We start from the raw sequence: 26,987 nt of genomic DNA, 5'->3' as shown, positions 1-26,987 counted from the left end.
ACTCGCTAATCCATAACTATTTTAGTCAAGAGCGTCAGCCAGTAGCGTGATACTTACTGAGTGACGGAGCTTGTCGGCAATCTTAGTTTCCTCTGACAATGTAGTCTGCGAGCAAAGGCCGACAAAGTTTTGCGGCGGCTTGACGGAAAATATGGGGGGAAAGTTTAAAACAGCGTCCAAATAGGATGGTTTTAAATTCCATGACTTCCGCTCTTGGCACAAAGCAGACTGATCTTTAACTTTGAAGGTCCTGCAGGGTTTATGAAAACCCTTCATGATAATGGCCTCCTGCTCTTCTGCGCGAATCCAATCTTTTACCAATGAATGTGTTTCATTGCCGATTAGTAAGCCCCCTGCTTCTGCACGAGTTTCCAAACGAGCCGCTAGATTTACGGCACTGCCAATGATGGTATAGTCCATCCGCTCGTCACTTCCAAAATTTCCGACATTACATTAACCGGTATTGATGCCGACGCGGGTCTGAAAAGGTTGATCGATCAGGCCACGGTCTTGCCACCCTTGCTGGATATCTGTTAGACGATGTTGCATGACAATGGCCATATGAACACAAGCGGATGCACCCTCTTTCACACCCTTGCTTTTTGGATCTCTAGAATAAATGACCACAGCATCGCAGATAAATTTATCGATGGTGCCACCATGATCGAGCGCAATTTTCGATATTTCCGTCAAATATACATTCAGCAATGCAGTTAGTTCCTCGGATTGTCGCCTGATCGATGGGATGCCGTTGGCGCCATTATTTCCATTGCTGGAGCGTTAGTCATACTTTTGGCTCCTCGTTCTGTGTAATCAGAAGGGAATTTTTCCGCCATTCTGGGTATGTCTCTTAACAAACTCTTTTTGAGCCTGAACTAGCAAACTGCTCGTATATAATGTGTCAAAGGGAAGTACTTCAGGTCGACATGAATTCTATGGGAGTAAAATCGAAACCTATCGTTGCCAAGATTTTCGGCCAACGCCTTTAAATAACGATACGAAGCTATTATATCTGGACTATTCCGAAAGCGTTACCAAGCTGTGGCAATTTGCCCATTGACAAAAAAGCGGGAAGGCACCTTAATAAACGCATGAAATCTGTTTGTTCAAATATAGCTGCTTTACTGATTATGCTTATGATCGGTGGTCTCGTGGGATATACTCCAGCCGGAGCAACGACGCAGGACAGCATGTCTTTAGAGGTAACGGATTGTCAGGATTGCGGTGAAACTGGAAAAATGCAAAACACAGGTGCTGTATGTTCCAGTGTCTGCGTTGTTTCAGTATCGGTTGATAAGACTGCAATTAATACGACAACGTTACTTAATGCTAAAAAAACCCAATTTGAAATTCAGAATTCTCGCTTGCACGAACGCAGCGAATACCCTGAGCCTCACCCCCCCAAATATACATCCTAATTAATCGCTAGCCCAGCGTATTGGCCGCTGATGGCTGGTGCATGCTTGTCATAGCAATCTATAGCTAACCAAGCAGTTGCAATCCGTAAAAGACCTTTGAGTTTCTTTTGCGGCTGGATCAACGCCTTACGGATGTTTAACCTATGGATAATCAAAGAGTCCCGGCTTTTACGCGTCGAAGCGTAATTTCATCGACCGCAGCCGCCACAATTGGAGCAGTAATCCCGAACCTGTGGGTGCCAATTAGCAATGCCGCCTCCAACCCGAGGGTAAATCTTCATGCGGCACCAAGCCAAAGCAAGCTTGATTCTGATTTTGCAGAGCCCGCAACTCTATGGCGCTTTAATGGATCAGTCCCGGGACCTGAAATCCGTGTCCGCCAGGGAACGCAGTTACGGGTTACCGTAAATAACGGACTGGCGGAAGATACAACAGTCCATTGGCACGGCGTTCGCACCCCAAACGCTATGGATGGGGTTCCCTATTTAACTCAGAAACCAATCTCTCCGGGCAATCAGTTTGAATATGACTTCAATGCGGTTGATGCCGGAACGTACTGGTATCATCCGCACCAGCGAAGTTTTGAACAAGTGGGCCGTGGCTTGTATGGTGCCTTGATCGTCGAAGAGGAAAATCCGGTGCTAGTTGATCGTGATGTGACTTGGATGCTGGACGATTGGCGGTTGGAACAGACGGGAGAGGTCGAAGATGATTTCGGAAATTCCCATGACATGAGCCACAGTGGCCGAATTGGTAATTTTGTCACCATTAACGGCAAAAAACGGGGAACGTTTCCGGTCAGCAAGGGAGAACGCATACGCCTCAGGCTTATAAATGCCGCGAATGCACGTATTTTTTCGCTCGATTTTCAGGGGCATAAACCATCAATTATAGCACTGGATGGGCAACCCGTAACACCGCATCAACCAGAGAACGGAGTTGTCACCCTTGGCCCCGCAATGCGGGTGGACCTCATACTGGATATGACCGGAAATCCGGGTGAAAGCAACGAAGTCATTGATAGTTTTTACGATGGCCTTGCATATCAACTTACGCACATCAGATATTCCGACGAAGTTATTCGGGACCGCCCGCCCGACTGGCCAATCCAATTGCCAGCTAATCCTTTGAAAGAACCAGATATGAAAACCGCAAAACGTCATGAAGTGGTGTTTAGTGGTGGCATGATGGGCAATATGGTTGCGCGCGACATGGGCATAAACACGACCACGTCGAACTCGATGATGGGGATGATGGGGATGATGCATTCCAAAAAAATATGGTTCGTTAACGGGGTTGCGGCTGAAGGTCATATTATGGACCCAATGCTTACACTGGATCTTGACCGCAGTCACGTAATTGCAATGACAAACGCCTCTGCCTGGTATCACCCAATTCATCTCCATGGTCATTCCTTTAGAGTGATTTCTCGAAATGGAAAAACAACTAAACATCGGGAATGGCAGGACACCGTGTTAATGGCGCCGCGTGAAATTGTTGAAATAGCGTTTGTTGCCGACAATCCGGGGGACTGGATGTTTCATTGTCACATTCTGGAGCATCAAGCCAGTGGCATGATGGGTGTAATTCGCGTCGCCTGAAAATTTGTACATTTGAAGAAGGATAATTTCAATGATCAAGAAAGCTTTGGCCTTTATTACAATTGGCGTAATTGCAGTCGCGGCCTACATTTTTTATGGACAAGAGGCAGTTGCAACGGAAGTTACGCTTTATAAAAACCCTCAATGCGGATGCTGTGAGTCCTATGCGGATTATCTGCGAGAAAATGGCTTTGTCGTTACCGTAAAGCCTACGCATGATCTGGTTCCTATGAGTAAAAAGGCTGGAATTCCAGAAGAATATCAGGGATGCCATCTGGCCTTCATCGACGACTACGTGGTGAGTGGCCATGTGCCGATCGATACAGTCAACAAGCTCTTGTCAGAAAAGCCTGACATAAAGGGCGTGACGCTTCCGGGTATGCCGACAGGATCTCCCGGCATGGGAGGGCCTAAAACTGGGTCGTTCATCATCTATCAGATCAATGACAAATCACCAACAGTGTATGCAACAGAATGAAGGAGTAGAAAAAATGATGACCGATCCAAGCTGTATGTCAGGCGGAATGATGATGTGGGGAATGGGAATAACAGGCATTTTGGTCACAATCCTAGTGCTGTTCGCAATTGCGGCCCTAGGTAAGTACCTATTCAGCAGCAAGCATAAATGACAAGAAAAGGCATTATCGTAAGTTTGCTGATAGCGGTATTGGTGGGTGTTGTGCTGATTGGATTTAGTCGGTTATTCAACGCTGAACAGGACGGCATTTCGGCGTCGATATCGAATAGCGGCAGCGGCAAGCCGCCAACCATGATGCCGCTTAATGAAAAGCCACGTTCACTCAAACCGATTTCATTTGCGAATGCCGAAGGTGACGATCTTGACCTGTCTCATTGGCGCGGCAAGTTTGTATTGCTTAATATCTGGGCGACGTGGTGTGCACCTTGTCGGGAAGAAATGCCAACCCTCGATAACTTGCAGCAGCAATTGGGCGGGCCAGAATTTGAAGTTGTAGCACTTTCAATAGATCGGGCAGGCGTTGGCGTTGTAGAAAAATTCTATAAGAAAATCGGCATCAAGCACCTGAGCATCTATGTCGACCAAACCATGAAGGCATCAACAGATCTGGGAGCCTATGGGCTTCCAACAACACTGCTGATATCGCCGGAAGGACTAGAACTTGGGCGTCTCGCCGGACCGGCAACCTGGGACAGTGCGGAAACGATTTCTTTTTTACGCGCCCTTATTACCCAGAAATCAAAGGAGAACTAGATAATGAAGCCTGCTGTAGATCAAAGCTCAAATATATTGATTGACTATTTAGTCTATCACTATCGAACCCGCCGTTCGATGGTCCTGCTAATCGGCGGGATTATTATTGCAACACCATTATTGGCATTCAACTGGAGTTGGCTAACGGCAATAGGAGTGTCGACTATACTAATCAGTGTTTTGCCTTGTGTTCTCATGTGCGCATTCGGCCTGTGCATGAGAGGGGGCAAAGACTGCTCGAAGAACTCGGCTACCCGCAATACTCCTGACGAAGATGGCGGTAACCAGTAAAGTCTGGCTTTTCCAGGATAACACGTAAAACAAAGGAAAATAGGATGAAAAAAATATCAATAATAGTAGCGGTAGCTGTTGGATTTCTAGGGTCGATGTCACTGGCTCTGGCAGATACCAATCAAACTGAAAGCCAGGACATGAAACCACATTCGATGATGCAGGATAATCAGCCGCAGGGAGAAGAGGGAAAATCAAACAATATGATGGGCATGATGAATATGATGAGCAAAATGGAACCCATGATGAAGCAATGTAGCGAAATGATGGAGACTATGAACGACCATATGAAATCCGAAAAGGACGCATAAAACCTTTTGAATAGTAGCTAAAGCAGCTGACCTCTGGCCGATGAAATCCTGGCCGGAGGTTTTTCAAGTGTAGGAAAAAATGAAATCGATATATTTTGTATTAGTATTGGTTAGCGGCCTGATATTCGCGATGACGGCAAAAGCCAATCATCCCGGCAATAACCTTGACGAAGAGATGAGTGAGAAAGAAACTTATTTTCAGGCAATTGATAAACCAGTTGCACCTTCGTTTGAATTAGTCGACGCAAGCGGTGAATTGATAAAGCTTTCAGACTATGGAGAGAAAATTGTCATCCTGAACTTCATATTTGCGAATTGTGCGGGAGTCTGTCCCTTGCACTCTGTCCGGATCGTGGATCTCCAGGAGAAAATCAATACCACCCCGATGCGGGATCTGGTTCAATTCGTCAGTATTACGACAGATCCGGTCAACGATGTCGGCAGTACTCTGGAAGAGTACGGCGAAACCTATGGGCTTGATCCTATAAATTGGGTATTTCTAACAAAAAAACCAAACGACCCGGAAGATTTCACCCGAAAGCTCGCCGCAGAGTACGGCGTGAAATTCCAACCTGAAGAGGCTGGCCAGCAAATGCATGGTGTCGTGACTTTTATTATAGATCGGGGCGGTCGTTTCGCCGCCAAATTCCATGGCTTAAAGTTCAAACCAATCAATCTAGTTTCGTACGTGAATGGTCTTTCCCACCAAGAAAAAAGACTGGGAAAAAACTTTCTGGTTCGCTGGTGGGAAGCAGTTTCACATTATTTCAGTCAATAGATTTGTTGCGACAAAACTGAAAGGTACGATTGATGATTGAAATTTCTGGAATTGGTATAATTGCGACGTTTTTAGCGGGTATTATTTCGTTTCTCTCACCCTGTGTTTTGCCACTCATTCCAGGATACATTTCCTATATCGCGGGCGGCCAGAGCATAGCCTCCTCTCCTGAATTCAAAACTCGCGAGAAATTCGTAGCGGCCGCGTTGAGTGTGTACTTTATATTGGGTTTCTCTACCGTTTTTATCGCTCTGGGAGCAAGCGCCTCGACCATTGGTCGGGTGCTGATTGGATACAGTTATGAACTCAACCTGATTGGAGGGGGCATTATTATGATATTTGGCCTGTTTATGATCGGGCTAGCGCAGCTGGATATACTGCAAAGGGACATCCGATTTCATCCTGCAATTCCAGGAGGGCGTCTGGTCTCCGCATATGTACTCGGCCTTGCTTTTGGATTTGGCTGGACGCCCTGTATAGGCCCCATACTTGGTGCGATTTTAACCGTAAGTGCCACTACCGCAACTCTTAAAGAAGGAATTGTCCTATTGATGATCTACTCAGTTGGCTTAGGCATTCCTTTTCTCCTTGCAGCAATTTTTACAGATACTTTACGTCGTAAAATTCGGATCATCGGGCGGCTGGGTCGTCGGCTCCATCAGGGAGCTGGCGGACTGATGATCGTAATGGGAATTGCTATGATGACCGGAGAGCTCTCCAGGTTTTCGTATTGGCTTCTGAATGCGTTTCCAGTTTTGGGAAATATCGGCTAATTTTCACAATGTGATACATTGAAAAAATTGAATGTGAAATATAGTAATATTTTTTATTGAGCTATTAAGTGGTCTTGTTTTTCCGAACAGGTTTACGGCTCAGTTAAGGTGTATCGGGTTTGATTATCATGCTGCTTTTTCATATCATTACTGTCGAAGTATGCCTCGTCCGGCGTTTATTTATCAAAAGCCGCGTGGAGTCAGTCGGTGTTGTAGAATGTAATCCACTTGCGAATAAACCGTTCAGCCATAAAGCCGTCAGTCAGTTCGTGCAGGTAAACAGCTTCCGGCGTCAAGGATCGCCAGAGGCGTTCGATAAAGATATTATCGAGATACCGCCCGCGCCCGTCCATCGATATTTTCACGTCGGCTTCCGTCAACGTTATTATCCGCGCCGATCCGGTGAACTGTTTGCCTTGGTCGGTGTTCAAAATCTCTGGCGGGCAATAGCTTCTTGTAATGCGCCGACGCAAAAGCCGGCCACCATCGTACTTGATAAGGGCCACGAAAGTACCTTGCATGTTGCCCAATCTATAATGGCGACCAGATACAGAAAACCAAGTTTCCAAACTGTCATGGAGCATTGTTCCTTAGCAGTGTTAGGGCCGCTATACTTCGCTCGTTCACGAGCTCCTTTCTCAGGCTGGAAAACGTGCCTTGGTTCGATTTGCAAACGCCACGAGTGAGAGCATCACTGGTACTTCAACAAGTACACCGACCACTGTAGCAAGTGCAGCGCCAGAGTTAAGGCCAAATAGCCCAATCGCCACGGCAACAGCCAATTCAAAGAAGTTGGATGTTCCAATCATTGCGCAAGGAGCGGCAATCCGAAACGGAACTTTCAGGGCCCATGCAGCGGCATAGGCGATTGCAAAAATCCCATAAGACTGGAGAAGCAGTGGCAACGCAATCAGTACAATGAGCAGAGGTTGGGCCAAGATTACGCTGCCTTGAAAGCCAAACAACAAAACCACGGTCGCTAGGAGGCCTACTATTGAAAATGGCTTCAATTTGGCAGTAAATTCAGAAACTGCATCATCTGACCGCTTACCTCGCATCAGGGACTGGCGCGTCAATGCACCAGCAACAAGAGGGACCACCACGTAAAGAACAACACTGAGTACCAGAGTATCCCAAGGTACTGGAATATCGGTTACACCCAAAAGCAAGGCAACAATCGGTGCATAGGCAAAGATCATTATCAGATCATTCACACTGACTTGAACCAATGTATAATTGGCGTCGCCGCGTGTCAGTTGAGACCACACAAATACCATTGCTGTGCAGGGCGCAGCCCCCAGGAGAATCAAGCCGGCAATATAGGAATCAGCCTCCTCAGGATTTATCATGTCGATAAAAAGATATTTGAAAAACAGCACACCGAGCGCCGCCATGGTGAATGGCTTTATCAGCCAGTTGACCACGAGAGTAATTAACAAGCCCTTCGGCTGGTCTGTAACATGTCGAATACTTCCGAAATCAACCGACACCATCATCGGGTAAACCATCGCCCAAATCAGAACGGCAACCACTAGATTCACATGGGCGTACTCAAGGGCAGCAAGCGCTTGAAATACATCTGGCAAAACTTGCCCAAGAAAGATGCCAAGCGCGATGGACATGGCGACCCAAAGAGAGAGCCATTTTTCAAAAATACCGATGCCTGATGGCGCGGTCTGATCGTGGTGGTTTTCTTGCTGAATACTCATTTTATAAACTCATATCTTTGCCAATAGCATTAAGCTTTTGCGGGGGAGAAAGTCGGTCAATGCTGGCCAATGGCAATGCGGCAAAGATTGAAATTTGGCTGCTCAGCATTCTGAACGTATCTGAAAACGCGAGTGAAATCTCGGTTTCTGTGCCTTAGAATGCGGCTGGACCAGAAACACCCCAATGGGCTGACATGGGTTGGGTTGGCCAAACGGGACAAGACTCACCTGCTACATCGTCACAAACTGTAAAGACAAAATTCATTTTGGGAGCATCGGGAGTGGCAAACTCTTCCCAACTCTTTGAGCGAACAAATACCGTGCCAAATTTCATCCGATTTAATAGCGCAATGGATTGGGGATGCACCTCACCTTTGGTATGCGCCCCCGCCGAATAAGCCCTAAATTGCCCTTCTCCGGCACGATTCATCAGGGCCTCCGCCAAAGTCGAACGAGCGGAATTGCCAGTACAAAGAAACAAAACATTGTAGACGGTATCGCTCATTGCTTTCTCCTCAACAAGCGCACGCAATTTCATCAATGATGGGTTGGCAAAGCTCGGGCCGACCGCCACAACAATCTTCCATCAGGAAACCAAGAAGCCCTCGCACCGCATCAAAATCTGCGAAGTAACGGATTGTTCTGCCTTGTCGTTCGTTGCGAACAAGCCCTGAATTAAGAAGCACGGCCAAATTGGCTGACATGGTGTTTTGTCTGACTTCAAGTTGCTCTCCTAACTCACCAGCCAATAAGCCATCTGCGCCCGCTTTGATGAGCAGGCGAAAGACGTCTAGTCGCGTTTGCTGGCTAAGAGCGGAGAATGCAGAAATTACTTTTTTTGATTCCATATATCATGATTAATTGATATTTTTGACCTCGTCAATCAACATTTTAAAAACGGGCGGTGTTTTCCAGATAACCAGTATCTAAAATGTGTGTTGGTGATGTTCACTTTTTCCCGTCGAAACCCACTATCCGCTTTGATGAATGTCTCCAGGATGTGCGAGATCGAGTCTGCAACTGTTTCTGCCTTGCCGTATTCCTGTTCGTAGGCTTTTGAATAGTCCACAACATATCATTCAGTTCAGCGCTGACAGCAATCGTGATTTCGCGATCCCGCAGCTTGCCAAGTTTCAACGGTCTCATTGTTGCACTACTTCCATTGGCCGCAGGACAATGTCCTTGTTGACGATTACGCGAATTGACCAACCAGGTCGCGCAGTGATTATCGGTTGAATATCCAGTGTCCGCCCCACAATGCGTAAGGCAGCGAAGCCCCCTTACGCCGCCCTATATCAACCTAACTCAGTTCAGCGCTGATACGGTGCAAAATATCAAGATAGCGATCAATATCGTCAGGCTGGCGGCAGAGCTGAAAGCGGACAAGATTGCCAGCTTCATCCTGTGGCGTGGCGGTGAACCCCAGTGCACGCCGTCCCGTATTATCAAAAGCAAAACCATTAGCATCGTAGCCCGAGGTCCCACCCTTTTCACCGTCCAGAAAAAACAGAGCGCCCAGATTGGTAGCAAAGGATGCAAAGCCATCACGCATTGACCAGGAATCCCAACCCATGCTTTTCGAGCGCTGGACAAGTCCTTCGTCATCTTCACCTCTCCGGCGCTGGTATAGTGCACCGAAAAGGCGGATGCGAAAATATTGTTCATCAGGGATGAAATGGCATTGCAATACATACTCGCAAAGATCTTCGGCATTCAAAGAAGCGCCTAAAAAAGTGCCGCGAAATGTGCCTGCAAGCAACCTTTCATCGGCATAGCAGTCATACCCCTTGGCCGAAGCAACAAGCGCGGCGGCGTAAGCAGATTCGCTATGATCAAAAAGCGTAATCCGGGGCAGAAAACCATTGCCTTCAACAAACGCCTGCACCGCTTTATAGCGATCCGGCTTTGGCATTGTATAAATGCCTCGGCCCGTTTCTTTTTGGATGTAGTAATCGATATAGCGGCGCAGCCATTCCGATGACTCCGATGCATCAGAGTCAAAAAAAGAATTGTTCAGCTCTTCATCACTGAGCGGCATGATATCATTCTTAAAATCAAGCAATGTGCCGCGGCTCTTTAATGCTTCGCGCTTCTTGTGTACATAGCGGTAATCACGCCAGTAATTGGCCTGCGCCGCTGAACGGCGAACTTGTTCTTGATATTTACTCATGTGCTGTCCTCATTTTTGAATATGAAGTCAGCGAGGCCTCGCAAATACTTCGGTTTGGTTGTATTGACCGAAGAAATGATGGCATTAATGTGTAATGTCGAATAGAACAGCATGTGGGCGCCAACGTGTCACTCTGTGGTCACTTCGTCGCAATGTTCATAAAACATCGAACTAATGAGATAGTATTCGAATGCCTCTTCCACACCCCACAAAAAATTTCACGGTAAAAGAGGAATATGACACACGGCGGCGTAGAAATATCTGGTATATAATACAAAATTATAAACGTACTCAGGTATCAGCTCGAAAATTCTCACTTAATATGAAGAGAAGATACTTAGATGCATTCGGCCTTGGACAAGCGCCTTTAGAGAATGGAACTGGCAATATCTCAGTCAGATTAGTCAGAGATACGCAGAGGCGGAAATATTACAAATGGTCTGAAAAAGAAGCCATAGAAAGGATAGAAGACCCGACTTGGCGATTTCTCGACAGATTCTCGCAGCTTATTCTAGCTGATCTAAATCTTGGGGTGGTTCCAGCAATATTCGATTTCTTCAATTCTGAAGATTGTGTCCAGAGCAACGCTATTGGTGTCCACTCTGACACATTGTATTTTATTAGGCCAATCGGAGCAGAGGCCGGTCAAAAATCGGGTGTTTTGAAAGTCGGTGAACAGGTAGATAGCCAACATGCGAACGTAATTTTTTGGATGAACACACAGAGCATCTCAGATGTCGATTTAGCAGAACAGGAGTTTAGAGAAGGCAATAGAAGAAACTATATTCTGTGGAAAGGTCTTATGAAATTCCTGCTACCGCTGAGTAGGAAAGTGAACGACGACTATTTGTTTTCGAATCATGACGTGGTTGCAATTTTGCGCGAATACGGCAGCAATCAACCTGGCTCTTTGATTATTCGAAATCTCGCTGAAATCAAGCCAACGTCGACTCAAATCTGCTTGTTCAAAACACCTCATGCGGAACTAAAATACAAATTTATCTGTTCAGAAAGCAGCGGTTAATGATGGACGCTGCGCTACAGTTATTCGAGGCAATAGAAGCTGATGATATTCAGAGCGCTTCCGAGTTGCTTCGGACATCACCGTCTCTCGCAAATGCCACCAATGAGTACGGGCAAACCGCGTTCTGGCAAGCATCTAGCAGGGGCCGCATCGAACTTGTCCAGCAAATGTTGAATGATCCTATAGCTTCCATTTTAGAGCCGCTCACTCCTGATCGTTGGTCGCGTGATGCTCTAGACGCGGCGGAAGCTTACGGACACAGAGACATTGTTGCCTTGTTGGAACCGGTTTTCGAGGTTGGTATTTATCCGGAGACACCACTTAAGACGGAAACGCGAATGCAGCGTATGTGGCTTGGGGTTGCAAGTCTGAAGGATACTATCTTGTATGCTTTAGAAGCCAGCAGACCATCATGGGGGGTTGTTAGCGTCGGCTTGACAGTACTTATCGCCGCTGTGATGCTGACATTGTGGTTTTCTGACTATTCTCCGCAGAACCCGCAACGATACATTGCACAAAATATTGAGGAAAAGCCGATTAACGATGCGGTGCTAAGCGCAATCGGGGGCAATCGCACCAATTATGTGAAGTTAGAAGACCTGGTTGAACTCATACGCAATGATAGATGGGATGATATAACAATTGAAAAAATTATCGTTGCTCCTGCACCGGGAAAAATGGACAGATTGACGATTAGGTGCATCATTACTTTGACTAAAGATACTTTTTCAACTCAATGGGAAACATCTGTTTTAAATCCAAGTGCAAATTCACCCCAAGTAGAAACTGATTTCGACGATATGGTTTTTAAGTATAGATCCACAAAAATAGATGTAATTAATTATGCCATAAACTTTTGTTTTAATTAGACAATATTCACTCAATTTTACTTAAGTAGATACTTTATGATACCATTGCATATTAGGTATATGTTATGGATAATATTAAAAAAATATTTGAAGCCGTCGAGTCTCAGGATGTTAAGGAATATAAACGCCTTCTGGATGAAGATCCAACGTTGATCAATCAAAGAAACGAGCATGAACAAACCGTGTTCTGGCATGCTTGTGTCCGCCTTCCCTACGAAACCATCGAGCAAACTATTGTTGATGAAAAAATCAGTAGGGTTTTGGACGTGGATCTTTGCGATCGCTGGGGAAGATTCCCTCATGATGCCGCCGAAGCTTATGAACGGGAAGATGTCGTGAAGCTTTTATACAAAGTGGGACGAAAGGACTTTGACCCCGGAGAGCCTTAAGCGCGCCTGGTTTTCAAGGTAGGGCTGCTGCAAGGGAGTTGAAGAAAATCAATGAGTCTACGAACACACGTGAAACTACATTGCAGAAGAGCCAATAATGGCATTACATTAGCTAAACAAGACGGATAGTTCTGTTTGAAACCACAGTATCTTCGTTTATCCCATTAACAAACGGAAATTCACCGCCATTATAGGGCTGGGAAGAGTTTGTGATTAAGGCTTGCATTAGAAGCCCTCTACAAACAGCAACTTCGGAACGAACTTGTAAGCGCCGGAACTGGTGCACTTGTCCTGTTCCTCGACAGGCTTTTCCGACTTGCATAAAGCCCGCGCGTTTTTCTGTAATTTTCTCAAGCACTTTAAAAAAGCGCTTTCAGCTTCCTGAAAGCTATTGACGGTTGCCGGGCAGGTAGGAATATAAGTGTCAAAGTCTCCGGACTGGTTAAGTATGACTGCAGCAACGGAGTATTGAACAGGATTGGCGGACATATCAGGCATAGGCAGTGCCGTCTCCTTGTCACTAGGAAATGTCACGAGATAAGTTTCATACTCAAAAAATGTTGACAGGGCTTGCGAACGGGCCATTCGCACAAGCAGGGTGGCAATAGAAACCGTATTGTCCGGCAGTACACTCAGCACGAAATCTTGTTGTGGTTTGAACTTTGTATGCTCAGCTACCTCAAAGATGATCGTTGAAAACTCATTCCAAGGATTCATAGCTTGCTCCTTGAAAATTATTTGTTGCTCGGTCTTAATCTTACAACCTAACATCATGAGAGACAAACAACCCAGCATCAAATAGCCCAATATTTTCATTTGACGCTTTCGATAGAAATTGGTGCGTATAACTTCAAATATCATCACCGTAGAACAATTGTTACAGTTCTGTTTTGTGCTTCACCTGCCTTATCCGCAATCGGACGTTCACGGCCATATGACACCACTGCTATTTGGGATGGGTTAACTCCTTGCCTCATGAGATAGCTAGCAACAGCCGTGTTCCTGTCTGCTCCAAGGCGCAAAGTAGCCTCGCGCGTTACAAATTCACCTTCTTTATTTGCTGTACGTCCTTGAAGAAGAATATGCGCATCTGATGCTCTTACAATTTTGCGTGCTAATGTACTCAACTTTATTTGCGCGGTTCTGGATAAGATCGAGACGCTCTCCTCGAAAAAAACCTGCTCAAGAAACTCCAACTTAGCTGTTTTTTGAACTACGGGTGCCTCCTTTTGAGACGGAGACGGAGCGGCTTGTTTTTTTTGATAATCTGACCCAATTGCACGGGCAGCAGACACACCACCGTACCGACTACTGCAATGTAGTTTGCCATTAGCTAAATCACTAAACGCCCCCCAAAATATATCATTCAGAAAAACATTAACCTGCCTGGGTCGTAGCCGTTGACGGGCTAAACGTCCAACCGGTTCCAATGTTAAAACGCCGTTTGCATAATCATAAATATCTTCCCATTTCTCAAGCTTTGCATCGAACCTCATTTCAGCCGCTTCTCCGCCATGGCCGTCATCATAAAACCGCGTACTGAGATTCTCTGCTACTGCAACGCGGCCTCCATAGCTCAGCGTAAAGCCATTATATTCTGTCTGTTCATCTTTCCCCAGTCTCGGTGAACTCTCAGAATCGGTGAGATCATCTGGACTTTCAACAACCCCGGGCTTGAAACTCAAGGCCATGAACACACTATAAGATTCATCCTCATTTTTTATGCAGTCAACGGTTGCATAAACATCAGAAACGACGTCATGCGGAGACTGAACACCACCTAATGCCATAGATGAGCTACCGCTTCTTCGCCATACTAGGATGTCAAGGGTGATGGCATTTGCAGTTAGTAGCTCGTTCTTTTCCAAATAAAGCATTTCACCTTTATGGGTTTGTGATGCCTTGAGCAGAATATCAGATTTAATCCCCATGCTCCCCAGATGATCAACGATAAGCGCTGAATAGTATTGGGTCTTGGCGGTCTCATCTTTAAGCTTTAGTTGTTCTGCTTTGCTCTCCAGTTTCGGACCGATTTCATCTGATGCAAATCCGCGTCCTTCATAATACTGGTGTACACCAAGGCTTCCTCTTTTAGATGGGCCGTTCATCACGCGGTCAGCATTAAACAAAGTCAATTGCCTAGAAACCCCGCCAAAAAAGGCATAGGCGCACGCACTTTCACATTGCCCTCCACCCCAGCCTTCGGTCCAGGGATCATCGTGATACGCAGAGTCATCCTTTGATACCACTCGTGCAAGCGCAGTATTCAGACGCATATCGCGAATTATACGCCCCAGCTCCATACCTGCCAGAACATCGCCTCCTTTGCTGTGAAAACCCACCGTTGTGATTCCGGCCTTGTGCAAGTCACATATACCCTGCTCTTTACATTTCTTAGATAGAAATTCTGAAAACCTAGCAGGTGTGTCTTCCTTAATGACACCCTCGGCTGCTATCCAAGCGGGCGTTAGGCCACTAGGCACCAGGTGAAATTCCATTTCAGATACGTTTGAACTACCTTCCCACACAACGAACGACAGGGCAGCGATACCCAACACTCCAAAGACTGCCATGATCTTTAAAAATCTCTTCACTACAATCCCCTATACCGCGTGCATACAATACCGCATCACATGCACCCGCAATAATTAAATAACCACATCCAAGATACGCTTAGCTTAGCAACTTAAGCACGAGGAAATCAACTCTCCAACCCTGCCATAACGCTTTATACCCGCGCCGTTTCGAAAATTTGTACGAAGCCGGTTGTGTTTTTCGCACGTTGGCGCGGTGAACTGGCCTTGTACCGTTTGGAGCGTGCAGCATGAAGAAACAAATCCAATCCCCGTTTGCGGGTGGTCCACGAACCCAAGAAGATACCGACGAGAACGGCCAGCCGCGCATTACAGTATGGCTTACGGCTCTGACACCTCTACATGTCAAAATTGCTGACAGGCTGGCGGTTGCGTGCGCCGCAATGGTCGTCTGCGCCGTGCCGTATGGCATTTTCAAAATCGGTGAGGCTTCACTATGGCAGTTTGAGACACAGCAACTTTGGTTGCTCGGCGGAGTACTGGTTGCTCCTGTAGCTGCCTATTTTGGTGTGAAGCATGGTTTGTACGATGCTTTCAAAAACACCGTAAGCGTGGTGTTCACGCCAGAGCATTTCGTTGTGAAGAGCGCGCTTGGCGAGAAGCGTTTTGATCGAAACCAGCCGCATAGTTTCGCACTGTACCCGCACGATAAAACCAAACGTGAAGAAATCGTCCTTTCATACCGTGAAAGCAAATCCGCCCGTCGCTGGTGGCAAGGCGCACGGAAGCGATATTACGGGCGCTCTGGTGTTCTGTCCTTCACCTACTTCGATCAACGCAATGATATTCGCACGATTTTTGGTGCACAGGATTGCCGAGACTGCCTAACCCGGCTTACGGCATGTAGTCAGGTGATGGACCGCTATGCATTTAAAGGCGCTAAGCAAGCGCTAACGCCTGAAGGCGACTGGTCATCGCAGTCCGGCGATCTGCACTCAGTGTAATATAGGAGAGTTAATATGCCCGAAAAAACCAGATCAAACAAAGCGCCCGATATTGGAAGGGAATTCGAACGTAGTTCAGCCCCGAACAAAGCACTACCGGATTATTCGCTTGGCGGAACGGCCCGCGCAGAAATAGCAAACGTACAAAATCACGAAGCCACTCTGGATAAGCATGACCAGAAATGGCTGCGCGAACGCGATAGGCTTTCAAATAGTGCCATGTCCATACCAGAGTTCAATTTAGGCTCAAAAGAACACCGAAACCTGCTTGGTGAATATGAGGAAAGGCGCGGTGAGTGGTATCACCAGCAAGCCGCCATCAACATCCATTTTGGAAATCTGAAAAGTGAAATCCGCGAAAACGGCACCACCCTTTCATCCGCTTTCGAAAAAGAACGAGGTGTTGAATTCAAAGTCAATACGCCCGGGGTAAATCGGAAAAGGGAGCGTTAGAGACGCCGAAGCCCACAGAACCAGTGTGCTACACCCACGAGGAATCTCTTCTTCGGGCTTTGGTATCCAAGATGCATCTGAAATTTTCAGATGCATCTTTTTACTGCAAATGAGGCAACCAATATGGACCAACTTATTGCTGCTTATCGTAAAGGCGATCTCAAACTTGTCCGAAAAATACTGTTCGTGCTCGCCGCAGCTTCTGCGCTCTTCACCTATGGCGGCGCCTCTTTGGACGCACTTACTTTTGTTGAAAAAGCGCGTTCAACTGTGTTTGCCGTTGCCAGCGGCTGCGCGATTTACCTGATATGGGATTTGGCCATAAAGATCGTGCCTGCGCTTATGGAGTCTTGGAAAAAGGCTCTGGGCCTGGTCGTTATCTTGTGCTGGTGCGTCATCTTCTTTTTCCTCAGCAGTTCTTTCAATGCTGCCTGGCTCAAAGGGCGAGATGCGCAGGAGCTTCATCAATCTCGTTACGTCGAGGGTATGGGGGACGTACTCGATGCAACATTCACGCGCGCGCTGAGTGTCGAAAGCGTTAGTTCCGATTTGCGTCTGGAAGCTGCGCGCTACAAAACCGCTGCCGAGCAGGAATTCAAGATTGGTCTGTATTCAGGCAAGCCCGGACCCGGCGCGGTTTTTAACGCTCTGGGTGCAATTCAAAAGCGACTTATCGACCTTGATGATGAAGTGGCCGACTTTATTGAGAGATCAGGCGCGTTGAATGAACAGGCACGGCACCGGCTCGAAACAGTTCGTAAAATTGCCACATCCAGCAAATCTACAATCAAGCGGATGCGTGACATTGAAACAGAATCTGATGCTCTTCGCGCCAATCTGGCCCGGATGGATAGCGGGAACCTTACCGCCTCTATCGCCCGGACGCTAGAATCTCTACCGGGTGAAGTGGACTTGCAGACGGTGTATTCCAGCAATCGGCAACTGGCAAAGCGTCAAAGGCAGGCACTCGATAAGGTCCGCGCAGACATAGAGCGGACGAGCGGGAAGCTGCGCGCCTTTATTGACACATCGAACGCGCAGAACGCACCCCGGCTTCCGGCTTTTGAAAAAATGACCGCCGTACAAGCCGTCAAACACCACTGGGAGAGCTTTATCCCCTTTTGGGCGGGCAGCATAGCTTTGGACATTGCCCCGCTGGGCGTTGTGATTTTTCTCATGATCGGCATGTCGGCCAGAAGCCGTGAAGAACTAGCGTGGAATGACATCATGCAGCTAACGCTCGAGGACGTTGCCCGATCAAAGATGGGCAGTGAGGCACAACGTCTCATCGGAATTGATTCCGAGAGTGCCAACAGCATCAACCGCAAACTGCTTGGCCGTGAAGCCAGAAAAACAGAAGAAGAGGAAGATGTGTGATGATTATGCGGTTTGCACTGACGGTGAGAGATTTTGGCCTGGATTTACTGGTCGCGATATTCCTGCTTTGGGTCGTTTTTTTGGTGTTGCTGGATCTTGGTGCCTTTGTTGTGACAGGCAACAACACACCGACACCAGAGATCGAGGAAACACCAGTTCCCCATGATTCTCAATCGGGGTGTGTCGCCATCGATGGCATTAAAATCTGCGATTAAAAACAGGAGTTCGAGCTATGACATTTTCCCGCAGAAACTTTCTTTTAGGGTGTGGGTGCACTGCAGTTCTTGGGATCAACAGACACGCACTGGCCGACCCTGGTGATTTATTTTCAGGCAGAATTTGTGCTAAAAATAGTGAGCCAAATGTCGATGGCGTCGTCAATTACGGCACCCCTAGCCCCGAGGCCGTGAAGGTCACCACATGGTTTACCGATGTGGTTGGAATTCGTCAGAATTTCCAAATTCTGGCCGCCGACTTCACAGGAAACATGGAGAGAATGGCGGCATTTGCAACTATAAGAAAAGCTCAGCGATTTATCGTTTATGACCGAGCAAACTTTACATGGAAAAATGGGCGCACAAACTGGGTCGAAGTCGGGATTATGGGCCATGAAGTCGGTCATCATATTGCCTCTCACGTCTTTGCTAATGAGTATTCCCAGCACGAGCAGGAACTTGAAGCGGATCGATTTTCAGGCTTTGCCATGGCTAAACTGGGGGCGACGCTTGATCAGGCGCTCTCAATGGGTAAGGGGACACGCGCGTCAAGTGCAACCCACCCCTCAGCAGCCCAAAGCAGAATTGCTATCGAGTCAGGCTGGAAGCTTGGGCGGAAAACAAAGGAACCGGAAAACAACGCATGCAAAAGCGGCTGGCTCAGCGATGAAAAAGATGTAGACGGCTCCGCATGCCGTATCGTGAGAAGCTGCAAGGGCAACCAGGAAACAATCCGGCTGGCCTGCAAAGATTACGACGACCGCTGGCGCTGGATGCGTTGAGTAGGTGCCGCTTGTTTTCAGCGCTTCTTTATCACTAAGCGTGGAAAAACCAAACCTGTATCTTTGCGGTGCAAACTGTCCACCTTTTCCAGAACACTTTTTGTTTTGCTTACTTAATGGTAGTGCCCGTCGCTCGCCGTTCTTTGTGTCCTCTAATCGAATAACGTTTCGTTCAAAATCCACCTGCCGCCACCCCGCAGTTTAAATCTTGTTCTGATACAGCCGTTGCAACTCGTCAGGCTGGATACACAGGTATTCAAGCGTTTGGGCTTCGCTGCTATGACCGAAAGCCTTGGTCAGCAGTGACAGCGGTTCGTCATGCTGCACCCGTTGCTGATACCCCCACGTTTTACGCAACGTATGGCTGCCAAACCGCCCTGCCAATCCCGCCTCTTCACACCAACCCTTGACAATCTTGTGCAAGCTGCCTGCCAGTAGCGCCCTGCCCGTCTTGTGTGACCAGAACAGCGACGCACCGGCCTGCGAATTCGGATGGGCCGCAATGCAGCGCTGCACGGCTTCAACCGCATATGCGTTGAGCGTCACCCGGCGATACTTTCCCGTTTTGGGTTCCCGAAGCGCAAAGGAATCCCCTTCACGCAATTCAACAACATGACCAATTTTGATCAACACCAGTTCGCTTGCCCGAAAAGCCGTATTAATACCGAACACAAACAACGCCCAATTACGCGGGTTGCGCTCCAGCATCGACTTGATCCGCTTAATGTCGGCGGGATCAAAAATCGGCTCAATCTTGCCGGACGGCCCTTTCGCAGAGCGATTGGGGCTGTGTGAAGTCTCTGTTTTCACTGTAAAAAACACCGAACCCAAATGCTAACTTTTACACAGAAATTAGGATGCGGTGAAAAACCATTAACTTTCAGAGGTTTCCCCATCGCCGAGTACAAATATAATATTTCATAACCTTTATGGAACTTCAAGTTAAATAACTATAAATATAATAATGCTAACTTCTGTGTAAAAATCAGTATTATCATCAATATGTAAAGTATTAAAATAAGTAAAACTTGTAAACTGACTATGGTAATGCTATAAATAACGCATAAAAATAAAGGGTGTGTTCGCCTCACATATAAATTATGGGCTGAACACAATGGAATTAAGCGTATTAAGAAAGAATTTGTTGAATAAATTTGCCGGTGCCGCGATGATGGGCATAATGGCGATTGCGCCTGTCACCATGATGGGTACGGCTCATGCAGGTGAAGCGCAACCAGCTCAAACGTCCACAGAACCCGGCACAACGCTCACAGAAGAACAATTGCTCCAAACAGCATCCTATACAGGGATAGAAATTCTTAGAGACGCAGATCGTCCGGCGATAAAGTGGGCGAAAGAAAATCCCGGTATAGCCGTTTCTGTGTATTTAGGGCAAGAATCACCAATAACGCCAGATCAACTTATGTCAGCATTAACTCAAGATATTAATGGAGAAGGAGTCGAGAATGTTTCTTTCTTCTTTGAACAGCATGACGCACCCGGAACCGCATTAAGATATAGATATGGGTATGCGGCAAAGGGACCATTTAACCTTAATACCGCTAGACCAGAGGCCCGCAAAACTGCCCAAAAGTATCTGTGGCTGCAAAGAAATCCGCAGTTCTCTTATAATAACGAAGACTAAGAATTCATAAAATCGACAGATACAGTAGAAGCGCCCACGCCAAGGGTGTCAGGATCATTCGAGTCTTGGGGCTCTAAACCTGCGGTTTGTTCCTCTTCCAAGACCTCACCAGCTAAACCTTGTCGAGCTGCCGTCCCACTTTGGTTGTATTCTTCGATTAGTCGCTGACGCTCTTCGTCAGAAAGCGATGGGTTGGAAAGATCCTGCTCTAGCTTTTGGAGCCTTTCGCGGTCAAATTTAACCTGCGCCCACTCTGAGGCCCGTGGGTCGTCTTTATATTCTTCTTTTATAGATCCGTCCTCATTAAGCATCTCTTTCATGAGCGCGACCTCAAGCCTTTCGCGGTAATCATCCATAGACTCACCTGATTGGCGCTGCGGAATATCATCTGGATCAAGTATCTCAAGGGCGAATTGCTCACGCCAATCTTCACCGAATGTTTCTGCGTAGCTCTCTTCTGTTTGCTCCATTGCAGCACCAAGATCAGAAATTTGTCTGTTGATACCGTCCATCAACGCTATGTGCATGACCATATCAAACATCTTGGGGGTTTTACCTTCAGACATACGTTTCAACATCTGTTTGTTGAAATTCTGGAAGGCGCTGGCGCTCTTGAACTGATAGCCCGCGACAGAGCCGCCCAATTGCCCCATTTGCAGGGCATTTTCTTTAAAAGCCGCATGCTTGCTGAATATACGAGCAATTTCAATGTCTGAAATAGCCTCACTGACCACCTTAGAAAGGCTACCGGACTCTATGTCTTCTGCTGCTCTTGTGTATTTATCGGTGCCATTTAACACTATAGTCCCCTATTCATACGTAGGCCTTTGCCTACTCGAAATTAACTTGGGACAAGTGTAGCAATTTATGGTTAAACCGCTGTAAAGTTTGGATAAAACTTTAGTAAAATTGTATCAATTAGGGTCTCGTTAACTATTCGATCTGACCGCGCATTGCCGAAGTATTTCATCTATTCGGAATCTGGTTTGTCAGGCAGTGAAGCCAGCAGGTTTACGGTGAAATTGAACAGCCTGGCTTCAGCCGAAAGAGTCTGAGCATTTTTCCACGCGTTTATGACCGCAACACTCAGACCGGTCGGCGGATACTCAGCGATCTTCATCAGCTCAGACGACCCGATACCTGTGCGCTCAAACTGCTGCTGAAGCCTGCGCCGCAGATGCGGGGTGATCTTGATGTAATCATCTTGCCACGGGCGATACGGTGCCTTCGATTTAATTGGTGGTTCAATCACGCCGCGCTTTATTGTTGCAGCCTGAGGCCGGGCATCAGGAAGCTCGGTCAGGGTCGCCATTACCTTTGCCCATGTGGATGCCGGAACGCTTTTAAATGTCTTAGACTTCCAAATGCCAAGCACATTGACCGTCAGTCGTTTCCCCTCGCCAGTACAGGCCCGCGCCAATGCGCTCAGCGTAATACCAGTTCGATCTAGCTCCCCAAGAAAGTTCGCATGCATTTTTTTAGTTAGAGGAACATTGCGCTCTTTTCGCTTGGGTTTCGCGCGGACATAAGGCTTCGCGCCAGGCGAGGTGGGTGTGTCATCGGTAGTCGGAATCCGTTTCATAGGCCCAGACTAAGGTTTGATCTCTTGGCCCGCTAATGTCGAGGCCGTATGCGACCAGATTATCTGTGGAAATCTCGGCCATTTCAAAATTTTATAATTTAATTTTGGAGAGCGAAGCACCTACTTTCTACCAATCTGCACTTTTGATTTTCGCCAGGGCGAAACCCTAAACGATGCGCAAATCATAGAGTCTGTCAAATGTTACCGCGCTTTCTAGATGCATCCAAAAGACATTGCTGCAGAGCTAGGTGTACATGAAGAAACGCTGCGGCGTCGTTTTCGGGAATTGCAAAAAGCAGGACTAGACGAGCTTTTTTGTAAGCCGTTGTAAATGGATGTTCTGGATAGGCGATTTTGCCAAATCTATGATCGCTAGCCAAATCGCTAGCCATGCCAATGTTTTGTTTCAAAACCCTCTGAAAATGGTCGGAGTGGAGAGATTCGAACTCCCGACCCACTGCTCCCAAAACAATATTTACAACTTATTATAGTATAACATGTTTCAACATGATATGATTATAAGTATTACTCAGTATTAGTTACAGCAAAAGAAAGCATCCCATATTGAACCATGTTGTTTCATTAAATAACCCTTCAATCGCTAGCCAAATCGCTAGCCAAAAAAGGGAGGAAATTTCCTTTACGGACAAGACCATAAAGTATCTAAAGCCATCAGACAAACGCAGAATAGTTTGGTCAACAGGTAATAGCGGACTTGGCTTAAGAATAAGCCCGAATGGTCGAAAAACATTCATTTACATGTACAAGTTCGAAACAAGAGATCGCATGATCTCCTTAGGTGTGTATCCAAAAATGAAACTTTCCCGAGCATTGGAGAAGTACGCAGAGTTTATGGGTCTTGTGGAGCGCGGGATTGATCCGGGCGATAAACATGTCGATGACCATACAAGAACCAGACAAGCCCCAACAGTAAAACAGCTTGCCAACAGCTATATCAAGAAATACGCCAAGATTAATAAGAAGACATGGGCAGAAGACGAACGAATTTTGGAGCTGGATATAATTCCCCAATTGGGAGCAATGAAAGCATCCACAGTAACCAAGAAACATATCATTGCACGTATTGATGAAATCGTTGCAAGAGGTGCCCCTGTGTCTGCCAACAGGACTCTCGGCGTTGTCAAAGCAATGTTCCGGTGGGCTGTTGATCGGGACCTTTTGACGGCTTCACCCTGTGATGGTGTGAAAAGGCCGTACAAAGAAAAACCCAAAGACAGGTTTCTAAGGCTCGACGAGGTTAAAACCTTTTGGGCCCGTTTACCAGACGCCCCCATGCATGGACACACTCAACTGGCGCTGAAACTCTTACTCGTGACCATGCAACGTTCTAACGAAGTTCTCGGGATCAATATCAAAGAGTTTGATCTGGTCGCCGAGACGTGGATTATCCCATCCGAGCGAGCAAAGAACAATCAGCCGCATTTGGTTTCCCTCTCCCCTCCAGCCATTGAAATAATAAATGAACTGCTTCCGCATGCTACGGATGACGGTTTCCTATTCCCCGGGCGTTGGGATAATACACTCATGTCCGAGACAGCCTTATCACACGCAGTCAGAGATAATCTCGAGTTTTTGGGGCTAGAGAAGTTTACGCCTCATGATTTAAGGCGTACTGGCTCAACTTTACTTGGGGCTTTCCGCGTCTCTAGGTTTGACCGTGAGAGAGTACTCAACCACGCAGATAGCAGTATTGGCGCAGTGTACGATATCTATGATTACGAGGACGAGAAGCGTGCAGCGCTGAACCTATGGGCGGACATTATCCTCAAATGCGCTGAGTCGGACGGCAGCGTGAACGAAAAGGCTCTGAAAGCCAAACTCAAATATCGGGACTATTTTGAGGACTAACCCAACCGGTGGGATCGGCCAGCCAGTCTTTAACGTCGCGGATACGGTATCCAACACGTCCATCTGAGATTTCTTCAGGCTCGGGAAACTCTCCGGCCAACCGCTTGCGATGTATAGCCGTCCTGCTCAGACTTGTCGCCGTGATAACCGCTTTCTCATTCATAAAAGCATTGAGCTTTAACAGAAGCTCCGGGCTGGGTTGTCGTATGGACTTATCAGCATCATTCTCCATCATCACCACTCCTTCATAAATATTCTATATCTCATAATCCCGGGCCGCCGATCTGTAAGGACCACCGCTATGAAGTGTTTTGACTTCCGTTCCCAACGGGTCGCGGCAAAGCACTTCATCCCCAAAGCCATTCGTCGGTGTCACATAAATTGTAATGTCGCGGACATACCGGACTGCAAAGCGGTCTTCCATTTGTTGGGTTTGCTCAAATATCGCCTGACGTAGTGCTGGGATCGTCATTTCTCCTGTGATTTTTATCTTCATCCAGCCTCCCATAATATGGCTTAACTATATATTTACATAATACAACCTTAAGTATTAATAATTGCTTTAAAATACCCTATAATTTCGTCATAAAGTACGCTGCTTTGCAGCAATCAGCGCGGCTTTCCGTCAACCAATCCCGCTTCTACTTCCAGATGAGTGCTGAGCGCTTAAATGCTTCGCGTGATCCAGTACTTCCCAATGTTTCTTGTGTCGGCAGTGTACCTGCCCGCTTCCTATCGGGCTGCCTTTTCGTGCTTCTCAGGCATGGGGCGGTGAAAGCAGAAAAGGTCCCGATGTTTGGGGCTTACGCCGAAAAAAGGAAACGAAAAATGTCCAAGATCATCACAGTGTATGAACTTCAGAATCTCACTCATAGCGAGCTATATGGCTTGCAGCGCAAAACCCGCAATGAGCTTACACGCAGCGTCCCCGGCTCCGCCGAACGGCGCAACGCACTTGCAAGTCTTGAAAATATTACCGGCGTGGTAAATAGCCGCGCAATGAAGCCTGCTTTCAAATAGCTATTTTTAAAACCTACCAATACCCTTGCCTTTTCACGGCGAGGGTTGCGCGAGGAATCAATTGACCGCGCGCTGCAATGCTGCTCTCCATGACCAATCAGCGTTCAAAACAACCCCAAACAGCCCCAGATAATGCCTCGCTTTCGGTCCATGATCCGGCGCTGAACGAAGTAGTAAAATATTTTGCCGAGTGGTTGGCAGAACGCGACTTTGCCCGTATAATTGAGAACGAAGATAGAACATCTCATGACTATGCAAGGCGAAGGAACCGTCCATGAATACCGTTGCGATCTATGCCCGTTACTCAACGGACATGCAGCGCGAAGCCTCCATTGAGGACCAGATACGCTTATGCACGGAGCGCGCAGAGAAAGAAGGCTGGCAGGTTGCAGGCTGCTATAGCGATCACGGCATTTCCGGTGCAAGCCTGATACGCCCGGGCGTGCAAGGGCTTCTCTCTGATGCACGAGCGCATAAATTCGATATCGTGCTGGCAGAATCCATAGACCGCCTCTCTCGCGATCAGGAAGACATTGCCCATATCTATAAGCGCATGGGCTTTGAAGATGTTCGCATTGTCACGCTTTCCGAAGGCGAGGTGAATGAACTGCATATCGGCCTTAAGGGCACAATGGGCGCACTTTTCCTTAAAGACCTGGCTGACAAGACGCGCCGGGGCATGCGGGGCCGCGTAGAAGCCGGTAAAAGCGGCGGCGGCAATGCTTATGGCTATGATGTTGTGCGCAAAGTTGATGCAAACGGCGAAGCTGTGCGCGGTGATCGAAAGATCAATGGAGTTGAAGCCGGAGTAGTCCGGCGCATCTTCAATGAGTATGCCAACGGTAAATCGCCGCGCGCCCTTGCCCATACGCTGAACAATGAAAAAATCCCTGGCCCCTCGGGTAAAGGTTGGGGGCCAAGCACGATCAACGGCAACCGTCATCGCGGCACTGGAATTCTCAATAACGAGATTTATATTGGGCGGCTGATCTGGAATCGTCTGCGCTATATCAAAGACCCTGAAACCGGCAAGCGGGTTTCGCGCCTGAATGATAAGAGTGAATGGGTCATCCATGATGTACCGGAACTTCGAATTATTGATCAGGATCTATGGGATCAGGTCAAAGCGCGTCAGGGTGCGCTTAAAGCCTGTATTACAGGTAAGAACAGCCCCGGCATGTGGGACCGCCGCCGCCCGCGTTATTTGTTCTCTGGCCTGATGAAATGCGGTGTATGCGGCGACGGCGCTATACAAGTCAACTCGGAGCGGATCGGCTGCGCTGCTGCGCGCAACAAAGGCACCTGCGATAACCTGCTGACCATACGCCGAGATGATCTTGAGGCATTGGTGCTGGATGGCCTTGGAAAACACATGATGGACCCGGCCCTCACAGAAGTCTTTTGCCAGCATTATGCGCAGACAATGAACCGGCTGGTGGCTGAGCATAACGCCACGTTCCACACCAAACGCATTGAGCTGGATAAAATCGGGCGTGATCTGGACAAGCTGGTGCAGGCCATTCTCGATGGTGTACCGGGTAATCAGGTCAAAGCCAAAATGAACGAGTTGGAAAGCCGCAAGGAGCTTTTACAACGTCAACTTCTTGATGTAAAAGAAATGCCGGTTCTGTTGCATCCCAATATGGCAGGCTATTACCGAGAGAAAATTGAGCAGCTACGCGAAGCCTTAAGTGATGAGAATATGCGCGGGCGGGCTGTTGAGGTTGTCCGCTCCCTCATCGAGCGGATCGAGCTAACACCCATTGGCGAAGAGGGCAAACAAGTTCCCTCAATCAGTTTGCAAGGGCGGCTTGCGGGCATTCTTGCGCTTGCTACGGACAAGCAAAAACCGTCCTTTAGGGACGGTTTTGATGACGAGTCTATAAAGTTGGTTGCGGGGGTAGGATTTGAACCTACGACCTTCAGGTTATGAGCCTGACGA

Annotated in this window: 29 protein-coding genes and 3 pseudogenes; 19 read left to right on the top strand and 13 right to left on the bottom strand. The window is 47.5% G+C overall.

From position 1 onward, the window contains the following. Nucleotides 1-21: 21 nt before the first annotated feature. Nucleotides 22-738: pseudogene (locus tag AACZ19_RS14425) on the bottom strand (adenylate/guanylate cyclase domain-containing protein). Between the two features lie 311 nt (nt 739-1,049). Between AACZ19_RS14425 and AACZ19_RS14420 the strand changes: the two are divergent. The 7 genes from AACZ19_RS14420 (at nt 1,050) to AACZ19_RS14390 (ending at nt 6,403) form a co-directional block, all read left to right on the top strand. Next, nucleotides 1,050-1,418 carry a hypothetical protein gene (locus AACZ19_RS14420; protein ID WP_339635165.1) on the top strand — a complete coding sequence of 123 codons (369 nt, stop codon included), beginning with the start codon at nt 1,050-1,052 and terminating at the stop codon, nt 1,416-1,418. 143 nt (nt 1,419-1,561) lie between these two features. Then, nucleotides 1,562-3,019 (top strand): multicopper oxidase family protein, encoded by a 1,458-nt coding sequence (locus AACZ19_RS14415; RefSeq protein WP_339635163.1) that lies wholly within the window; start codon nt 1,562-1,564, stop codon nt 3,017-3,019. 31 nt (nt 3,020-3,050) lie between these two features. Further along, a complete protein-coding gene (locus tag AACZ19_RS14410; RefSeq protein ID WP_339635161.1) occupies nt 3,051-3,497 on the top strand; it encodes a DUF411 domain-containing protein in 447 nt (148 codons plus the stop codon). A gap of 147 nt (nt 3,498-3,644) precedes the next feature. Next, nucleotides 3,645-4,250, top strand: a complete 606-nt coding sequence (locus tag AACZ19_RS14405; RefSeq protein ID WP_339635159.1) for a TlpA disulfide reductase family protein — start codon at nt 3,645-3,647, stop codon at nt 4,248-4,250. 335 nt (nt 4,251-4,585) lie between these two features. Then, nucleotides 4,586-4,852 carry a hypothetical protein gene (locus tag AACZ19_RS14400; RefSeq protein ID WP_339635158.1) on the top strand — a complete coding sequence of 89 codons (267 nt, stop codon included), beginning with the start codon at nt 4,586-4,588 and terminating at the stop codon, nt 4,850-4,852. Between the two features lie 79 nt (nt 4,853-4,931). Beyond that, nucleotides 4,932-5,630 carry an SCO family protein gene (locus AACZ19_RS14395; protein WP_339635156.1) on the top strand — a complete coding sequence of 233 codons (699 nt, stop codon included), beginning with the start codon at nt 4,932-4,934 and terminating at the stop codon, nt 5,628-5,630. Nucleotides 5,631-5,662: 32 nt separating this feature from the next. Continuing rightward, nucleotides 5,663-6,403: a cytochrome c biogenesis protein CcdA gene (locus AACZ19_RS14390; RefSeq protein WP_339635154.1), complete on the top strand. Its 741-nt coding sequence runs from the start codon at nt 5,663-5,665 to the stop codon at nt 6,401-6,403. A 200-nt stretch (nt 6,404-6,603) separates the two neighbouring features. Here AACZ19_RS14390 and AACZ19_RS14385 read toward each other — a convergent pair. The 5 genes and pseudogenes from AACZ19_RS14385 to AACZ19_RS14365 form a co-directional block, all read right to left on the bottom strand. Then, nucleotides 6,604-6,968, bottom strand: a pseudogene (locus AACZ19_RS14385) (DDE-type integrase/transposase/recombinase); the annotation flags it as partial. Between the two features lie 73 nt (nt 6,969-7,041). Beyond that, entirely contained in the window at nt 7,042-8,112 is a 1,071-nt protein-coding gene (gene arsB, locus AACZ19_RS14380; RefSeq protein ID WP_339635152.1) for an ACR3 family arsenite efflux transporter, read from the bottom strand. 1 nt (nt 8,113) lies between these two features. Next, a pseudogene (locus AACZ19_RS14375) lies at nt 8,114-8,617 on the bottom strand (arsenate reductase ArsC). Between the two features lie 10 nt (nt 8,618-8,627). Continuing rightward, entirely contained in the window at nt 8,628-8,960 is a 333-nt protein-coding gene (locus AACZ19_RS14370) for a metalloregulator ArsR/SmtB family transcription factor (RefSeq protein WP_339635150.1), read from the bottom strand. A gap of 452 nt (nt 8,961-9,412) precedes the next feature. Next, nucleotides 9,413-10,282: a hypothetical protein gene (locus AACZ19_RS14365; RefSeq protein ID WP_339635148.1), complete on the bottom strand. Its 870-nt coding sequence runs from the start codon at nt 10,280-10,282 to the stop codon at nt 9,413-9,415. Nucleotides 10,283-10,472: 190 nt separating this feature from the next. Here AACZ19_RS14365 and AACZ19_RS14360 point away from each other — a divergent pair, with 190 nt between their 5' ends. From AACZ19_RS14360 to AACZ19_RS14350, 3 genes are all read left to right on the top strand, one after another. Then, nucleotides 10,473-11,306, top strand: coding sequence for a hypothetical protein (locus AACZ19_RS14360; RefSeq protein ID WP_339635146.1), 834 nt, complete (start codon nt 10,473-10,475; stop codon nt 11,304-11,306). After that, nucleotides 11,306-12,175 carry a hypothetical protein gene (locus AACZ19_RS14355; RefSeq protein WP_339635144.1) on the top strand — a complete coding sequence of 290 codons (870 nt, stop codon included), beginning with the start codon at nt 11,306-11,308 and terminating at the stop codon, nt 12,173-12,175. The genes AACZ19_RS14360 and AACZ19_RS14355 overlap by 1 nt, the downstream gene beginning before the upstream one ends. A 65-nt stretch (nt 12,176-12,240) precedes the next feature. After that, a complete protein-coding gene (locus tag AACZ19_RS14350) occupies nt 12,241-12,564 on the top strand; it encodes a hypothetical protein (RefSeq protein WP_339635143.1) in 324 nt (107 codons plus the stop codon). 225 nt (nt 12,565-12,789) lie between these two features. On the opposite strand, the gene AACZ19_RS14345 is transcribed toward AACZ19_RS14350, so the two are convergent. Continuing rightward, nucleotides 12,790-13,380, bottom strand: coding sequence for a hypothetical protein (locus tag AACZ19_RS14345; protein WP_339635141.1), 591 nt, complete (start codon nt 13,378-13,380; stop codon nt 12,790-12,792). A 44-nt stretch (nt 13,381-13,424) separates the two neighbouring features. Further along, complete coding sequence (locus tag AACZ19_RS14340) at nt 13,425-15,137, bottom strand: OmpA family protein (protein ID WP_339635139.1); 1,713 nt, start codon at nt 15,135-15,137, stop codon at nt 13,425-13,427. Between the two features lie 251 nt (nt 15,138-15,388). On the opposite strand from AACZ19_RS14340, the gene AACZ19_RS14335 reads away from it, so the two are divergent. The 5 genes from AACZ19_RS14335 (at nt 15,389) to AACZ19_RS14315 (ending at nt 18,929) form a co-directional block, all read left to right on the top strand. Continuing rightward, the gene (locus AACZ19_RS14335; protein ID WP_339635137.1) at nt 15,389-16,102 is read left to right on the top strand and encodes a hypothetical protein; all 714 of its coding nucleotides are present in this window, start codon (nt 15,389-15,391) and stop codon (nt 16,100-16,102) included. 15 nt (nt 16,103-16,117) lie between these two features. Continuing rightward, entirely contained in the window at nt 16,118-16,555 is a 438-nt protein-coding gene (locus AACZ19_RS14330; RefSeq protein WP_339635135.1) for a hypothetical protein, read from the top strand. Between the two features lie 123 nt (nt 16,556-16,678). Beyond that, nucleotides 16,679-17,932, top strand: a complete 1,254-nt coding sequence (locus AACZ19_RS14325) for a hypothetical protein (protein ID WP_339635133.1) — start codon at nt 16,679-16,681, stop codon at nt 17,930-17,932. Further along, a complete protein-coding gene (locus AACZ19_RS14320; RefSeq protein WP_339635131.1) occupies nt 17,932-18,147 on the top strand; it encodes a hypothetical protein in 216 nt (71 codons plus the stop codon). The genes AACZ19_RS14325 and AACZ19_RS14320 overlap by 1 nt, the downstream gene beginning before the upstream one ends. 17 nt (nt 18,148-18,164) lie before the next feature. Then, nucleotides 18,165-18,929, top strand: coding sequence for a hypothetical protein (locus tag AACZ19_RS14315; RefSeq protein WP_339635129.1), 765 nt, complete (start codon nt 18,165-18,167; stop codon nt 18,927-18,929). Nucleotides 18,930-19,130: 201 nt separating this feature from the next. On the opposite strand, the gene AACZ19_RS14310 is transcribed toward AACZ19_RS14315, so the two are convergent. Further along, on the bottom strand, nt 19,131-19,739 hold the full coding sequence (locus AACZ19_RS14310; RefSeq protein WP_339635128.1) for a tyrosine-type recombinase/integrase: 609 nt from the start codon (nt 19,737-19,739) through the stop codon (nt 19,131-19,133). A 304-nt stretch (nt 19,740-20,043) separates the two neighbouring features. On the opposite strand from AACZ19_RS14310, the gene AACZ19_RS14305 reads away from it, so the two are divergent. Next, nucleotides 20,044-20,574, top strand: coding sequence for a hypothetical protein (locus tag AACZ19_RS14305; protein ID WP_339635126.1), 531 nt, complete (start codon nt 20,044-20,046; stop codon nt 20,572-20,574). Here AACZ19_RS14305 and AACZ19_RS14300 read toward each other — a convergent pair. Together AACZ19_RS14300 and AACZ19_RS14295 are read right to left on the bottom strand one after the other, a co-directional pair. Then, complete coding sequence (locus AACZ19_RS14300) at nt 20,571-21,374, bottom strand: hypothetical protein (protein ID WP_339635125.1); 804 nt, start codon at nt 21,372-21,374, stop codon at nt 20,571-20,573. The genes AACZ19_RS14305 and AACZ19_RS14300 overlap by 4 nt on opposite strands. Nucleotides 21,375-21,544: 170 nt before the next feature. Further along, the gene (locus AACZ19_RS14295) at nt 21,545-22,156 is read right to left on the bottom strand and encodes a hypothetical protein (protein ID WP_339635123.1); all 612 of its coding nucleotides are present in this window, start codon (nt 22,154-22,156) and stop codon (nt 21,545-21,547) included. A gap of 564 nt (nt 22,157-22,720) precedes the next feature. Here AACZ19_RS14295 and AACZ19_RS14290 point away from each other — a divergent pair. Continuing rightward, nucleotides 22,721-24,025, top strand: a complete 1,305-nt coding sequence (locus AACZ19_RS14290) for a tyrosine-type recombinase/integrase (protein WP_339635121.1) — start codon at nt 22,721-22,723, stop codon at nt 24,023-24,025. On the opposite strand, the gene AACZ19_RS14285 is transcribed toward AACZ19_RS14290, so the two are convergent. Both AACZ19_RS14285 and AACZ19_RS14280 read right to left on the bottom strand, forming a co-directional pair. Continuing rightward, complete coding sequence (locus AACZ19_RS14285) at nt 23,997-24,260, bottom strand: AlpA family phage regulatory protein (RefSeq protein ID WP_339635119.1); 264 nt, start codon at nt 24,258-24,260, stop codon at nt 23,997-23,999. The two genes, AACZ19_RS14290 and AACZ19_RS14285, sit on opposite strands and share 29 nt — an antisense overlap. A 21-nt stretch (nt 24,261-24,281) precedes the next feature. Beyond that, on the bottom strand, nt 24,282-24,521 hold the full coding sequence (locus AACZ19_RS14280; RefSeq protein WP_339635117.1) for a hypothetical protein: 240 nt from the start codon (nt 24,519-24,521) through the stop codon (nt 24,282-24,284). A 332-nt stretch (nt 24,522-24,853) separates the two neighbouring features. Between AACZ19_RS14280 and AACZ19_RS14275 the strand changes: the two genes are divergently transcribed. Together AACZ19_RS14275 and AACZ19_RS14270 are read left to right on the top strand one after the other, a co-directional pair. Further along, nucleotides 24,854-25,045, top strand: coding sequence for a hypothetical protein (locus tag AACZ19_RS14275; protein ID WP_339635116.1), 192 nt, complete (start codon nt 24,854-24,856; stop codon nt 25,043-25,045). A gap of 274 nt (nt 25,046-25,319) precedes the next feature. Continuing rightward, nucleotides 25,320-26,978, top strand: coding sequence for a recombinase family protein (locus AACZ19_RS14270; protein ID WP_339635115.1), 1,659 nt, complete (start codon nt 25,320-25,322; stop codon nt 26,976-26,978). The last annotated feature ends 9 nt before the right edge of the window (nt 26,979-26,987 follow it).

This window comes from uncultured Sneathiella sp., from assembly GCF_963973085.1.
GTDB lineage: Bacteria > Pseudomonadota > Alphaproteobacteria > Sneathiellales > Sneathiellaceae > Sneathiella.
Note: the sequence above shows the minus strand (reverse complement) of the source record. Positions and strands in the feature narration are given on the sequence as shown.